The 14,731-nt window shown below is 52.8% G+C and carries 16 protein-coding genes; all 16 read right to left on the bottom strand.

Annotated elements, in window-relative coordinates; all coding sequences use genetic code 11:
* Positions 1–41: 41 nt before the first annotated feature.
* Complete coding sequence (locus tag ACIDF8_RS03030; RefSeq protein ID WP_412009138.1) at positions 42–1,283, bottom strand: leucine-rich repeat-containing protein kinase family protein; 1,242 nt, start codon at positions 1,281–1,283, stop codon at positions 42–44.
* Positions 1,284–1,463: 180 nt separating this feature from the next.
* On the bottom strand, positions 1,464–2,027 hold the full coding sequence (locus tag ACIDF8_RS03025) for a HupE/UreJ family protein (RefSeq protein ID WP_412009137.1): 564 nt from the start codon (positions 2,025–2,027) through the stop codon (positions 1,464–1,466).
* A 176-nt stretch (positions 2,028–2,203) separates the two neighbouring features.
* Positions 2,204–2,857 carry an urease accessory protein UreG gene (gene ureG / locus ACIDF8_RS03020; RefSeq protein WP_412009641.1) on the bottom strand — a complete coding sequence of 218 codons (654 nt, stop codon included), beginning with the start codon at positions 2,855–2,857 and terminating at the stop codon, positions 2,204–2,206.
* Between the two features lie 29 nt (positions 2,858–2,886).
* On the bottom strand, positions 2,887–3,585 hold the full coding sequence (locus ACIDF8_RS03015) for an urease accessory protein UreF (RefSeq protein WP_412009136.1): 699 nt from the start codon (positions 3,583–3,585) through the stop codon (positions 2,887–2,889).
* Entirely contained in the window at positions 3,582–4,082 is a 501-nt protein-coding gene (ureE, locus tag ACIDF8_RS03010; protein ID WP_412009135.1) for an urease accessory protein UreE, read from the bottom strand. The genes ACIDF8_RS03015 and ureE overlap by 4 nt, the downstream gene beginning before the upstream one ends.
* Positions 4,083–4,279: 197 nt before the next feature.
* Positions 4,280–5,983 (bottom strand): urease subunit alpha, encoded by a 1,704-nt coding sequence (ureC, locus tag ACIDF8_RS03005; protein ID WP_412009134.1) that lies wholly within the window; start codon positions 5,981–5,983, stop codon positions 4,280–4,282.
* Between the two features lie 10 nt (positions 5,984–5,993).
* Positions 5,994–6,302 (bottom strand): urease subunit beta, encoded by a 309-nt coding sequence (locus ACIDF8_RS03000; protein ID WP_412009133.1) that lies wholly within the window; start codon positions 6,300–6,302, stop codon positions 5,994–5,996.
* A 251-nt stretch (positions 6,303–6,553) separates the two neighbouring features.
* Positions 6,554–6,856, bottom strand: a complete 303-nt coding sequence (gene ureA, locus ACIDF8_RS02995; protein WP_018985924.1) for an urease subunit gamma — start codon at positions 6,854–6,856, stop codon at positions 6,554–6,556.
* 49 nt (positions 6,857–6,905) lie between these two features.
* Entirely contained in the window at positions 6,906–7,772 is an 867-nt protein-coding gene (locus ACIDF8_RS02990) for an urease accessory protein UreD (RefSeq protein WP_412009132.1), read from the bottom strand.
* Positions 7,773–7,915: 143 nt separating this feature from the next.
* A complete protein-coding gene (gene urtE, locus ACIDF8_RS02985; protein ID WP_412009131.1) occupies positions 7,916–8,605 on the bottom strand; it encodes an urea ABC transporter ATP-binding subunit UrtE in 690 nt (229 codons plus the stop codon).
* A 30-nt stretch (positions 8,606–8,635) separates the two neighbouring features.
* A complete protein-coding gene (gene urtD, locus ACIDF8_RS02980) occupies positions 8,636–9,379 on the bottom strand; it encodes an urea ABC transporter ATP-binding protein UrtD (RefSeq protein ID WP_412009130.1) in 744 nt (247 codons plus the stop codon).
* Positions 9,376–10,668 carry an urea ABC transporter permease subunit UrtC gene (gene urtC / locus ACIDF8_RS02975; protein ID WP_412009129.1) on the bottom strand — a complete coding sequence of 431 codons (1,293 nt, stop codon included), beginning with the start codon at positions 10,666–10,668 and terminating at the stop codon, positions 9,376–9,378. Before urtC ends, urtD begins: the two co-directional genes overlap by 4 nt.
* 111 nt (positions 10,669–10,779) lie before the next feature.
* Entirely contained in the window at positions 10,780–11,697 is a 918-nt protein-coding gene (gene urtB, locus ACIDF8_RS02970; protein ID WP_412009128.1) for an urea ABC transporter permease subunit UrtB, read from the bottom strand.
* 121 nt (positions 11,698–11,818) lie between these two features.
* A complete protein-coding gene (gene urtA, locus ACIDF8_RS02965) occupies positions 11,819–13,057 on the bottom strand; it encodes an urea ABC transporter substrate-binding protein (RefSeq protein ID WP_412009127.1) in 1,239 nt (412 codons plus the stop codon).
* A gap of 61 nt (positions 13,058–13,118) precedes the next feature.
* Positions 13,119–13,457: an FmdB family zinc ribbon protein gene (locus tag ACIDF8_RS02960; protein ID WP_124552087.1), complete on the bottom strand. Its 339-nt coding sequence runs from the start codon at positions 13,455–13,457 to the stop codon at positions 13,119–13,121.
* Positions 13,458–13,469: 12 nt separating this feature from the next.
* Positions 13,470–14,693, bottom strand: coding sequence for a formamidase (fmdA, locus tag ACIDF8_RS02955; protein WP_412009126.1), 1,224 nt, complete (start codon positions 14,691–14,693; stop codon positions 13,470–13,472).
* Positions 14,694–14,731: the final 38 nt, after the last annotated feature.

The following is a 14,731-nucleotide window of genomic DNA, read 5'->3' as shown; positions in this document are numbered from 1 at the left end:
GTAGCATAGCATTTTGCGGATATGCGCAAAATGGATTGTCTCTAGATTACGCCTCCACCGCTATTACTCACAACCGCAACCAACTCTTCAGCCAACACCGCTAGTGCCCTGACCTCCAGTTTAAGTATTTTTTGCGTAAGTGCCGGATTATCCAGCGGCAAAAAAGAGGCGCCGCCCAAATCACTTAACACCACTTTTTCAGGCCCCCACAAAATATTATGTGCATATAAATCGCCGTGCATGAGGCCATGGGCATGCAGATGCTCTGCAGCTTGCGTGATGCCTTTTAAAATAAATTCGGCTTGTTGCGGCGTGAGTGTTAAATCATCCGTGTATAGATCGCGCGTGCAGCTTTCATAGCTGGGGGGCTTGGCCAGCACTTTTAAATCGGCGTCCAACAGGGGCATGACCAAGCCCTCAATGCCTTGCGGGTGATTATGTATTACGCCTTTAACGCCGACTAAATTGGGTTGCTCACCTGCCAGCATATTGGCGTGCATTTCACAGCGTGGCAGGCCGTCGCTGGTGAGGCCACTTTTGAAGAGTTTTACTGCCACAGATTCATGTGTGTTTTTGTCTTGCATTACCGCCTGGTAAGTGACACCAGAGGCGCCCTCGCCTAACACCTGTTGCAGCGTGAGGGTTGGCCAATCGATGCGCGGTATGTGATGTTGGCTGATTAACGTTTGCTCGATGGCGTTGCAAAAGGGGTTGCCGGCATAGGCGAGCCAGGTGAGTTTGGGTAGGTCGAATAAAAATTCGGGCAAGGTCTCAAACTGGTTGGCGGAAATCCGCAATAACTCTAAGGCGTGGCAATTTGCCAGGCTGGCGGGCAAGCTGCTGAGCTGGTTACCAGCCAGCATGAGTTTTTGCAGTTTGCTGCACTCTCCCAAGGCATGGGGCACTTTAGTCAGTGCATTATCGGTGACGATAAACCAGCGTAAAGTTTGGGTGGGGATGGCGCTTTCAGCGATGTGTTTGATCTGGTTGGCTTTAAAACCAATCATGCTTAGGTTTTCGCATTGCCCCAGCACTTCTGGCAGGTGTGTAAACTGGTTGTTTGAGCAAAACAGAATGCGCAGTTTTTTCAGGCGATGTAAATCAGCAGGCAACTCAGTCAGCGCATTCCCGGACAAGTCCAGAATTTCGAGACTATCGGCCAACTGGAAAATCTCAGCGGGGAACTGCGTTAACTGCGCACTTAATTTGAGCTGTTTGGCCCCTTGAAGTTTGCCTGCCTTGAGTTGAGCGAGGGTGTCGTCGGGCGCTGGGGTGGGTTTCATCACAATGCATGTATTTTATGGATGCGCTATGTTACTTCAATTACTTTGCCTGCAAGGCGAACGGAGTGTCTTGAAACAAAAATAAAAGCCAGCACTGAACACTGGCTTTTATTATCTTGCGGCATTGCAGAACGTGCTGAATGTCCTCGGCGCTTTTATATTGCAATCGCGCTATATTGCTTAGGCCAACATCCACACCGCGCCTAAGCCCAGCATCAAGCCGCCGAGTAATTGCGTGGCTTTTTGCAGTTGCGGATTGGTCTGGCGGCCAAATACCCAGCCTAAGCCATGCAGTACAGCGGTTGCCAGCACCATGCCCGCCAAGCCAGACCATTGATTGCCGATTTCCATGCCATGCAAATAGCCATGCGCCGCGGCAGCGAGGCTGACAACGCCAAATTGCACAGCACGGTTCATTTTTAAATTACTGACCAGCAACAAGCCCATGACCAGCACACTGGCCGCCACCAGGGTTTCAACCAATGCAACCGGCAGCCAAGCCATGGCGAATGACGCAGAGGCTGCCATCACCGTCACAAACAGTACTGGCAACTGCCAACCTTGCGCGGCCGGACGGCGTGCGGCCCAGACCCCCAGCGCGAACATCACCAGCAGATGATCCCAGCCACTGAATGGATGCATAAAGCCAGCGGCAAAGCCAGACTCCAGGCCGTGGCCGGGATGGGCTACCGCGCTGGTTGAAGCTGTCAGCGCACCTAAAAATAAAAGAATACTTTTTTTCATTGAATCTTCTCCAAACGAATTACATTTCGATGAGTCTGTCTTGCACCCACCATTTTCACTTCGATTTCAACCCTAAAATTGGCAATGCGCGTTTGTGGCAAGGCGTATCGGCGCAGACAGTACACAGGAGTACGGCAAGCTGATACAACACCGCCACGGACGCGTAGTGCCAATTTTCAAAGCATGAGGCCTTGTTTTTCGATGAATCTGACAATGTCTTCTAATCCCTGCCCCGTCTTCAAATTACTGAACACAAACGGTTTCTCACCACGCATTTTTTTGGCGTCACGGTCCATCACTTCCAGCGAGGCGCCCACCATGGGCGCCAGATCTATCTTGTTGATCACCAACAGGTCAGACTTGGTAATGCCAGGGCCGCCTTTGCGCGGGATTTTTTCACCGGCGGCGACATCAATCACGTAAATGGTGAGGTCGGACAATTCCGGGCTAAAAGTGGCGGCCAGGTTGTCGCCACCACTTTCAACAAACACGATATCCAGCGTCTGAAAACGCTTACTGAGTTGCATCACCGCTTCGAGGTTCATGGAGGCATCTTCACGGATGGCGGTATGCGGGCAGCCGCCGGTTTCGACGCCGATGATGCGCTCGGGCACCAGTGCTTCGTTGCGGGTTAAAAATTCGGCATCTTCTTTGGTGTAAATATCGTTGGTGACGACGGCAATGTTATACACCTCGCGCAGACGCTGGCATAAAGCTAACGTAAGTGCGGTTTTGCCGGAGCCGACCGGGCCGCCGATGCCCACGCGCAGCGGCTCTTTAAACTCGGTGACTTCTGGCATGGGGCTATTAAATTGGGTGTGTATTTTCATCATGGGTTAAAGGCTCTTTTAAAAACAGCTTATGACCTGAACAATCGGCTGTACTGGGTTTCGTGCAAGCAACCCGCAATACTCAGTAGCGGGTTAAAGTTACTCATTTCATCGTCGGCCAGGGCCATGGCGCTGGCAACCACCTGCGGTAGTTGCTCACCCAGCGCTAGTAAAATGGTTTGCCCGGCCACTTGGCCCAGCGGCACGGTTTTCATGGCGGCACTGGCCTGATTCTCCAGCCAGCCCCAGGCGTAGCCATGCAGCATGTGCTCAGGCGCAATCTGCCAGTGTTGGGCGATAGCGGCATACATGGTGGGGAAAGCCGGACTCTGTAAGGTATTCAGCTTGGCCACCAATGCGGGCGGGATGTCTTTAAGCTCAGTCAGCAAACGCCGCAGTGAATAGCCCATTTGCCGGGTTTCGGCGTAGCCTTCGGCGGTATCGCGGCCGGCCTGGTAAAAGTCGTCCCAGCTTTGCACTTGCGCTAAGTCATCGGCTTGCCAGGCTTGGTACAAACGGTAGAGCACGGGCAACTCGAAGCGCGCCTGATAGACCTGCAAGCTATCGCCTATCCAGGCTTGCGCGGTCGGCACATCTTTGACCTGGCCAGACTCAATCGCCCACTCCAGCCCTTGCGAGTAACAATAGGCGCCGACGGGCAGCAAGGGGCTGGCCAATTGCAGCAAGCGGCTTAAGGCCAGGCTCGCGTTTAAGGGGGAGGTGCTCATTCGTTGCCCTGCCCATGTTTCACGCGTGGACGTAAAGCTTGCAAACTGTCCTCATCATGGCCATGCCGGTGACCGCCACCATAGGCGCCTGCTTCAGGCTCAAACGGCGCCTGGACTTCGCTCACTTGCATGCCTAAACCAAGCAACATGTCGCGCAACACATAATCTTGCTCCAGCCTTAACCAGCCATCACCAATTTGTAGCGGCACGTGCCTGTTGCCCAAGTGATAAGCCGCGCGCATGAGGTCGCGCGGCGTGGGTGCAATCACGTTATACACCGGCTCCTGCGCCGCCACGATCTGCACCACCACACTGCCATCTTCAGACTGGATCAGGTCGCCGCCACGCAGAATAATGCCGCGACTTAAAAATAGAGCCGCTTCACGGCCCGAAGCCAAGGTCACGCGCAAACGGCTTTTCTGGCGCTGATCAAAAGGCAGCTCCAGCGTGTCGTCAATATGGCCACTGAGGGCGATGCGTTCGGTTAAATGAATCATGTTTAAATCGTTCTGATTAGCCGCAAGCTACAAAAAAGTGTCATAAACCCTATGCACACCACGCACGTCATACCCGCGCAAGCGGGTATCCATGTGTTTACCTCGTTGCAGGCTGCCTGGATTCCCGCCTACGCGGGAATGACGGATATTCTTTCATGTAACGGTAGTGGTTTCTCTGTGCTTCTGTGGTGAAAAAATTAAAACAGAAAATACCTCTGCGCCATCGGCAGCACCTCTGCCGGTTCACACACCAGCGGCATGCCGTCGGCCAGCACTTCATAGGTTTCCGGGTCCACGTCTATCTTGGGCATCCAGGTGTTATGCACCATGTCTGCCTTTTTAACGTCGCGCGTGCCCTTGACCGCCACCAATGGTTTTTGCAACCCGAGCGCCATAATTTCGGGGTTCTCAAGCGCGGCTTGCGAGACAAAGGTCAGGGCAGTTTTGAGACCGCCGCCATAGGCACCAAACATAGGGCGGTAATGCACGGGCTGCGGCGTCGGAATAGACGCATTCGGGTCACCCATCGCCGCGGCCGCGATCATGCCGCCTTTAATAATCGTAAATGGCTTCACACCAAAGAAGGCCGGTTTCCACACCACCAGGTCTGCCAGCTTGCCGACTTCAACCGAGCCGACCACATGTGAAATACCATGTGTCAGGGCCGGATTAATGGTGTATTTGGCGATATAGCGTTTGACGCGGAAGTTATCGTTACCCGCCGCATCTTCAGCCAATGGCCCACGCTGGATTTTCATTTTGTGCGCGGTTTGCCAGGTACGGATAATCACCTCGCCGACACGGCCCATAGCTTGGGAATCGGATGACATCATGGAAAACGCACCCAGATCATGAAAAATATCTTCAGCGGCAATGGTTTCGCGGCGGATACGGCTTTCGGCAAAGGCGATATCTTCGGCAATGGCCGGGTCCAGATGGTGGCACACCATCAACATATCCAGGTGTTCGTCTATGGTATTGACGGTAAATGGCCGCGTTGGGTTGGTCGATGACGGCAACACGTTGGGATGGCTGGCCGCTTTGATAATATCCGGCGCATGACCGCCCCCGGCCCCTTCGGTATGGAAGGTGTGGATAGTACGGCCTTTGAACGCGCCTATCGTCGTCTCGACAAAGCCGGATTCGTTCAGCGTATCTGAGTGGATGGCAACCTGGATATCCATTTCATCCGCCACACTCAGGCAGTTATCAATCGCCGCAGGCGTGGTGCCCCAGTCTTCATGCAGCTTGAGGCCGATGACCCCGGCGCGGACTTGCTCGCGCAACGGCTCAGGCAAGCTGGCGTTACCTTTGCCCAAAAAGCCCAGGTTCATCGGGAAGGCATCAGCAGATTGCAACATGCGGTGGATATGCCAGGGCCCAGGCGTACAGGTGGTGGCAAACGTGCCAGTGGCCGGGCCAGTGCCGCCGCCAATCATGGTGGTGACGCCTGACATCAAGGCTTCTTCAATCTGTTGCGGGCAAATAAAGTGGATATGGGTATCAATACCGCCCGCGGTGATAATCATGCCTTCACCGGCAATCACTTCGGTGCCAGCACCAATCGCAATCGTGACGCCGGGCTGGATATCCGGATTACCAGCTTTGCCGATGGCAGAAATATAGCCGCCTTTGATGCCGATATCGGCTTTGACAATGCCCCAGTGGTCGATGATCAGGGCGTTAGTGATGACGGTATCCGCCACCTCAGCGGCCAAGCCTTGGCCTTGGCCCATGCCATCGCGGATGACCTTGCCGCCACCAAATTTCACTTCTTCACCGTAGATAGTGAAGTCTTTTTCCACCTCTACCCACAGCTCGGTATCCGCCAGGCGCACCTTATCGCCAACCGTCGGGCCGAACATTTCGGCATATGCGCGTTTATCCATCTTAATCGTCATTGCATCTCCCCTACTTCAGGGCCCCCATCACACGTCCGGCAAAACCATACACTTTACGCGCACCCGCCAGCTTGACCAGTTGCACGGTACGCGTCTGCCCCGGCTCAAACCGCACCGCAGTCCCCGCCGCAATATTCAGGCGATAGCCATAGGCCAGCGCACGATCAAACGACAAGGCATCGTTGGTTTCATAAAAATGGTAATGCGACCCAACCTGAATCGGCCGGTCGCCTTTGTTTGCGACATCCAAAGTGACCGTCTCACGACCTGTATTGAGTTCGATGTCGCCTGCTGCGACCTGCATTTCGCCGGGAATCATTGATATCTCCAGTGAGTATGATTGTGTTTATTAAATCGGTTCAAACCGACACTCTCAAGCATATTGATGTAGGCGTGGAGGGCAAGGCGCAAATCCGCATTCCCCCACACTTTCGTCCCTGAGATAATTTAATGATCAAAATGGATGAAGTGCAAGGCGCCCGGAACACAGAAACCGGAATGTACATGTAGTACATGAGGATTTCGAGTACCGCGCAACGCCGCAATTCGCCATTTTCATCATCAAATTACTCAGGGAATGGGGTGGTGGACGGTCACTAACTTGGTCCCATCCGGGAAGGTCGCTTCGATTTGTATATCCGGGATCATTTCCGGCACGCCTTCCATCACCTCATCGCGGTTCAATAGCGTGGTGCCGTAGCTCATGAGCTCCGCCACGGTTTTACCGTCACGCGCACCTTCCATAATCGCTGCGGAAATAAACGCCACGGCTTCAGGATAATTCAGTTTCAAGCCACGCGCCTTGCGCCGCTCTGCCAGCAGCGCTGCGGTAAAAATCAGCAGTTTATCTTTCTCTCTTGGGGTCAGTTCCATTGCTTAATCTCTTGTCTATTTTTCTCATTCGCCGCCGGAAATAAGCTCATTAGGTGTTCCAAATCCGTGGCCTGACTGCGTCTTTTTGATAATACCATGGCCGCAACAACTGCCAGCACTGTTCAAAATAGTGGCGGGCTTGCTGCGAGGCCTGGCCCACATAACGGATACAGAGCACTTCCGGCAAGGCAGTCACGCCAGTGTTAGCCTCTGGCAAGACGATGTCCCGGCACGCTTGCAGTACCTCAGCGGGGACGGCGCCGGCGCAGACCAGAAACGTTCCGAATACCACCGCGCCACCCAGCCCGACCCGGCTCTGTTTAAGCAGGTCATTGGCGTGCATGTGCGCCCGCTCATTCCAGATCAAACGGCCATTGCGACGGATGCGCTGATTGAGTTTGTAGGTGCCAGTCTGCCAAACTTCCTGTTGCGCCTGGCGCCCCAGGCACACAATATCCCAGGCCGCCAGGGTAGCATCGGCAGCCAGGTCAATCTCGGCGCTAAAGCCGACCTCAGCCGCGTCAAACAGGATATTTTCTTGTGGCAGCCATTCGAGGCCACTGCCTGCCGCCAACTCAAAATGCAGTGCTTGTGTCGCATATGTGCCATTGGCCTTGTACCACTTACCGGCACCGGGAGTGGTCAACAAGGCGTTTGCGCCCTCACCCACCTGGACTTGCAAATGCAGCGCATCGCCCCCTGCCACCCCGCCAGGTGGATGCACAATGACGGCATGGCAAATGGCTTCGCCTTCAGGATGCAGGCTTTTTTGAACAACCAATGGGCCTTTATGTAAGCGGTGGGCGAGATAGGAACGCGCTTCACGTCTGCAAAATCCGAGTTCAAGCTTTGCTTGCCAATGTTTGGCGAGACGCTGTTGTGCGGGAGAGGCAATCGCCAGGTTCAAATCATCCATACCGCATCATGCCACAGACACATCAAGAACATTATTTTTTAATTGCCACAGAGGTCACAGAGTGCACAGAGACTTCAAACCCCAGCATGCGTGGAATTTAGCTTTTCTCTGTGTGCTCTGTGACCTCTGTGGCTAAAAAGCACTTACACAGACAGATAACTTTTCACCTTGGCGGCATCGACATTGTCACGGGTATCCTCATGGATAAAGCGGCCTTTATCAATGACGATAATGCGGTCGGCGACTTCCATGGTGAAGCTCAACACCTGCTCGGAGACAATGATGGTGATTTCGCGCATTTTGCGGATTTCATTGAGCACCTTGGCAATGTCTTTGATGATAGAAGGCTGAATGCCTTCAGTCGGCTCATCGAGCAACAACACTTTGGGGTTAGTCACCAGCGCACGGGCAATCGCCAGTTGCTGTTGCTGACCACCAGACAGGTTGCCGCCTTTACGCTTGCGCATTTCATGCAGCACCGGAAACAGGGCAAAAATATCATCCGGGATCTCGCGTGAAGCCGACTTTTCAAGACCGGTTTCGATGTTTTCCTGCACGGTCATGTTAGGAAAAATCCAGCGGCCTTGTGGCACATAGGCCAAACCTTTCATCACGCGCTCATGGGTAGCGGCGCCTTGCAAATCCACCCCGTCTACTGTCGCTTTGCTGGCCTTGCTTGGCAAAATGCCCATCAGCGATTTGAACAAGGTGGTTTTACCCATGCCATTGCGGCCCATAATGGCCAGTGTTTCGTTTTTGTTGGCTTTAAAGTTCAAGCCATGGATCACCTGGCTCTGGCCATAACTTACCTGCAAATTTTCAATTTCAAACATGCGATACTCCTCAAGTAATGGCGCTTTACGTTAGTGGCCTAAATAGACTTCAATCACTTTTTCGTCGGCCTGGACTTTTTCCATCGGCCCTTCGGCGAGGATCTTGCCCTGGTGCAGCACGGTGACCTTGTGCGCGATTTTCTTCACAAACTCCATATCGTGCTCGATCACAATCACCGAGCGGTTCTGGCAGATGCGGTTGAGCAAATCGGCGGTCTGGTCGCGCTCCTTGGCACTCATGCCGGCGACCGGTTCGTCCAGCATTAACAGCTCAGGCTCTTGCATGAGCAACATGCCGATCTCCAGCCATTGTTTCTGGCCGTGGCTCAGCAAGGCAGATTCCATATCCAGGAACTCAGTCAACATGATGTCTGCCGCCACCTTGCGCACGCGGTCTTCGACCTCTTGCGTGCGCTTGAAGGTCAGGCTGCCAAACACGCCGCGGCCTTTGGGATAAGACACTTCCAGGTTTTGGTAGACGGTCAGGTTTTCATAAATGGATGGGTTCTGAAACTTGCGGCCCACCCCTGAGCGTACAATCTCGTGCTCAGACAACTTGGTCAACTCGGTATTTTTAAACTTGATAGAACCGGCCGTGGATTTGGTTTTACCGCAAATCAGGTCAAGCACCGTGGTCTTGCCCGCGCCATTAGGGCCCACCAGTACACGCAATTCGTTTTTGTCGATATACATGGTGAGGCTATCTACTGCTTTAAAGCCATCGAAGGAGACGGTCAGGTCTTCTACTGCCAAGACGAAGTCGGTATTACTCATGCTTCTGCTCCTCTCATTTTGTTGCTTTCGATTGCGGACGGCAGATCCATCTCTTTGGCCGCCGCTTTCTTGCGTGCTGTTGTTTTCGCTGCCGCGTCGGTAGAAACCGCAGCGCTGGTGGTTGAGGATTCGGTAAGTACTGCTTGTGCTTCTACCTCAGAAGTACTTACCTCAGGCTTTTTTGCGGCAACCTTGTCTTTAAACCAGCCATACTTGGTGGCCAATTTGTCCCAAATGCCTGCCAGGCCATCCGGGAAGAACATCACCACAGAGATAAACAAGCCGCCCATCAGGAACAACCACAACTCAGGGTAGGTTTCAGAAAACACGGTTTTACCGTAGTTGACCAGCAAGGTGCCATAGACGGCGCCAATCAGCGAGGCGCGACCACCCACGGCACAGAAAATCACCATTTCAATCGAAGGCACGATACCGACGAAAGAAGGCGACATAAACCCGACCTGCAAGGTAAACATGGCACCGCCAACAGCAGACATCATGGCCGCCAGGCAGAAGATAAAGATCTTGAAGTTAGACACATCGTAGCCAGAGAAACGTACGCGTTCTTCTTTGTCACGCATGGCCAGCAATAGCATGCCGAACTTGCTGCTCATGATGTAACGGGACAGGAAAATCGCGCCAAACAGCAACAGGCCATTCACAAAGTAGAGGATGTATTTAGCAGAGTCAGTACGGATATCCCAACCCAGCATGGTCCGCAAGTCCGTCATGCCGTTGACACCACCGGTGTAGCCTTGCTGACCCACAATCAGGATACTCAGGATCAAGGCAATCGCTTGGGTGATGATGGAGAAATACACCCCACCAACACGGCGCTTGAACATGGCGTAGCCGATGATATAAGCAAAGATGGCTGGAATGGTGAGCACTGCGATCAGGGTAAACGGCAAGCTCTTGAACGGCTCCCAGAACCAGGGTAAGGCAGTGAGCTGGTTCCAATCCATAAAGTCAGGGATGCCTGGTGTGGACTGGATTTTGGTACTTTCAGGATCGGAGGCCTCCAGCTTGAGGAACATGGCCATGGCATAACCACCCAGACCGAAGAAAATGCCTTGGCCCAAACTCAGGATGCCGCCATGCCCCCACAGCATCACCAGGCCAACCGCAACAAATGCGTAGGTCAGGTATTTACCAATCAGGTTGAGGCGGAAAATATCCACGCTCAGTGGCAACACAACGAAGATGATCGCCGCCAATACCGCCAGGCCGACGATGCCCTCCTTACCACCCAGTACAGGACTGGCTTTCATTTTTTCCCATAATGTCATCAAAATCTCCTCTGTTGATGCGTTGATTCTAGTGCGACAGATATAAAGTATTAATACGTCTATTTACTTATGGCAACGCGTGACAAGTATGCTCACGCGTTGCCCTATCTGTTATTTACGCAGTTTGGAGGCGAACAAGCCCTCTGGTTTCATCATCAGGATGGTGACGATGGCAAGCAGTGTGGACACTTTGCCCATGGAGCTGGTCATGAAGAATTGCAGTACAGATTGCGCCTGGGCGATACCGAAGGCAGAAGCAATCGTCCCGACAATGCTGGCAGCCCCTCCGAACACGACCACCATGAAGCTGTCTACGATGTAGAGCGTACCGGTGGTTGGGCCAGTAGAAGCAATGGTAGTAAACGCCGCCCCGGCAATGCCGGCAATGCCGCAACCCAGCGCAAAGGTCACACGGTCCACTTTGGCAGTGTTGATACCCACTGCGCCCGCCATGGTGCGGTTTTGCACGGTGGCACGCACACGCAGGCCCCAGCGGGATTTGAACATGAACATGTAGACACCAAAAGTCACCAGTGCAGCCAACCCCATCACAAACACGCCGTTGATCGGGATATCAATGTCAGGGGTAGGTTTGAACGAACCCAGCATCCACTCTGGCAATTCGGCACTCACTTCTTTGGCGCCAAAGGTAGAGCGGAAGATTTGTTGCATGACCAGGCTCAAGCCCCAAGTCGCCAGCAGGGTATCCAGCGGCCGCTTGTACAAATGCCTGATCATGACGAATTCAACAAAATAACCGACGGCAAAAGCCAGTCCGAAGGCAATCAGGATGGCGAACACAAAGTAATAATTAGTGAAGCCATAGGTGGCCGCGAACTTGGAAATCATCACGGTGGTATAGGCGCCTATCGTCATAAATTCACCATGCGCCATGTTAATTACACCCATTTGCCCGAAAATAATCGCGAGACCCAGAGCCATGAGAAGCAACACTGTAAACATGCTCAGGCCGGAAAAGCCCTGCATCACCACAATATTGCCTATATCTGCCATCGAATAACCAAACATATCGGTCTCCTTAAAATGCAACTTCTCTTAAGTTGTTTTACTACTAGAATTGATTGACTACTTGCGCCAAACGGTAGCCGGCGAAACCGGCTACCGCTCAAGCATTTACGACAGGACTAGCTTATTGATAGCCTTTTGGAAATGGATCAGGTTTGATGTAGTCAGAGGTGTAAACCACTTTCGCCTGACCGTCTTTACCCCATTGGCCGATACGCAGTTTGGTGGTCAAGTGGTGGTTAGCTTCCACAGTGACTGGACCTTCTGGCGCATCTTTAAAGGTGTAACCTGGCAATGCAGCTTGTACCTTGTCTACGTCGAAGCTACCAGCACGTTCAACTGCCGCTTTGTACAACCATGGGCCCAGGTAAGCGGCTTGCGTTACGTCACCGATCACAGCATCTTTACCCCAGCGTTTTTTGAATGCTTCAACAAATTTCTTGTTGGACTCGTTGTCTTGAGACTGGAAGTACTTCATGGCTGAGTAGAAACCGGCCAGGTTTTCACCGCCGATACCCAACACTTCGTCTTCGGTCACGGAGATGGTCAACATGGTTTGTTTGCTGGAGTTCAAACCAGCAGCGTTCAATTGTTTGAACCAGGCTACGTTACTACCGCCCACCACCGCTGCGTAGATCACGTCAGGTTTTTTCAGTTTGATTTTGTTGATCACAGAACCGAACTGGGTGTCGCCCAAAGCGATGTATTCTTCACCAACAACGGTGCCATGCAAATGTTGCTCGATGTGTTTACGGGCAATCTTCATGGAAGTACGTGGCCAGATGTAGTCAGAACCAATCAGGTAGAAAGTCTTGGCTTTTTTCTCTTTAGCGATCCAGTCCAAGCCTGCCAGAATTTGCTGTGTGGCTTCTTGGCCGGTGTAGAACACGTTTTTGGATTGTTCCAAACCTTCGTAGAACGTTGGGTAGAACAGCAAGCCGTTGTCTTTTTCAAACACTGGCAATGCCGCTTTACGGGAAGCTGAAGTCCAGCAGCCCATCACAGCAGCCACTTTGTCTTTCTCAAGCAGTTTTTTTGCTTTTTCGGCAAAAGTTGGCCAGTCAGACGCACCGTCTTCCTGAATCACTTCAATCTTGCGGCCCAAGATGCCGCCCATGGCGTTGATTTGTTCAATCGCCAGCTTTTCAGCCTGGATAGAACCAGTTTCACTAATCGCCATAGTGCCAGTGGCGGAGTGCAGAATACCTACTTTTACTGTGGAGTCAGTCACTGCCAAGCCAGTCGTATTCACTTTTGCTGTCGGGTAATCCGCTGCAAAAGCATGACCGCTGATAAGGCCTGCGGCCATCATGGCACCGACCAATGCGCCTTTCATAAAACCGCGTCTGTTTGAGGTACTCATTACTTCTTCTCCTTTATGGATAAATCAATAAAATCAATAATTAAGGGATTGATGTCGCTGATTAATGCCCGACCATCCACGGCCTGGCCGTTTTCTTGGTCTGCATTTGCAAGCCTGGTTTCCCTGTATCCTGGTTCACCGGCGGCTTGGTTTTACAAGTGTGTGATCCGGTACAGCCACAGCTGGAACGTCTGGCTGTACGCGGCTCGTTCGCAGATTTCTCGTTACGTTCATGCGCGGACCGTTGCATTTTGTCCATGATGGCCAGCTTGGGCACCGACAGGATGCGTGGGCTCACGGCACCACAGCAGTCACATTCGGCAGGCAAGCTGGACTCACTCATTTTGCGGAGCGCGGTAAACACGCCACAACTGTCACACTCATATTCATACAAAGGCATCTGCGCAACTCCTTATGAGGTAAATGAAACATCTACACCCGGCGGCACCATGATCTTCGGCCCTTCCGCGTTAGGACGGATATCAAACTCAAAGATCTCGGTCGGGATCCACAAGGTGGCGCAAGCGTTAGGGATATCGACGATGCCACTGATATGGCCTTCTACTGGTGCCGTCCCCAGGATGGAAACCGCCTGTTCACCGCTGTAACCGAATTTTTTCAGGTACTCAATGGCGTTCAAGCAAGCCTGGCGGTAAGCAATATGCACATCCAGGTAATGTTGCTTGCCTGCTTCGTCTACCGAAATCCCTTCAAAAATCATGTAATCACGGTAGGTCGGAGTGATTGGGCTGGGTTGGAAGACTGGGTTTTTAATCCCGTATTTCTTCACGCCATCCTTGATCAGGCCCACTTTGATATCCAGGTAACCGGCCATTTCAATCGCGCCACAGAAAGTGATTTCACCGTCGCCTTGAGAGAAGTGCAGGTCACCCATGGAGAGACCGCCATCTTTCACGTAGACCGGGAAGTACACACGTGAGCCTTTGGTCAGGTTTTTAATATCGCAGTTACCACCGTGATCGCGTGGTGGCACGGTACGTGCCCCTTCGGCGGCTGCTTTTTTGGCAGCATCGCCGCTCAGGCGGCCCATGACGGCAGATTGTGAAGTCGGTGGGCAAGCCAGTGGAGGTACGCGGTCAGGATCCGTCGCAATCAAGTCACCTTCACGCTTGTTCCAGGTATCGAGCAACTCCTTGGATGGCAGGCAGCCAATCAGGCCTGGGTGCATAATGCCGGCATAACGCACCTTAGGCACATGACGCGAGGTGGTGTACACGCCATGGAAGTCCCAAATGGTTTTGCTCGCTTCAGGGAAATGGTCGGTCAGGAAGCCGCCCCCATTTTCCTTGGCAAACAAGCCATTGAAACCCCATTGTGAGTCATCAAATGTACCCACATCCAGAATGTCCACGACCATCAAGTCACCCGGCTCGGCACCTTCCACGCCAATCGGGCCACTCAGGTAGTGCACCTGGGTCAGGTCTACGTCACGCACGTCATTGGCGCTATCGTTGTTACCAATCTGACCACCTGTCCAGTCCATACACTCGACACGGAACTCATCCCCTGGCTTCACCATGGCAATCATTGGCAGGTCGGGGTGCCAGCGGTTATGAATCTGGCCGTCCTGCTCCCATGGTTTTTTATCCAAATCCAACTTCACTATTGTTTTCATTACGCTCATCTCCTTTGTGGGAAAGGGTTATAAGGTGT

The organism is Methylophilus sp. 3sh_L, assembly GCF_046766015.1.
Taxonomy (GTDB): Bacteria; Pseudomonadota; Gammaproteobacteria; order Burkholderiales; family Methylophilaceae; genus Methylophilus.
Note: the sequence above shows the minus strand (reverse complement) of the source record. Positions and strands in the feature narration are given on the sequence as shown.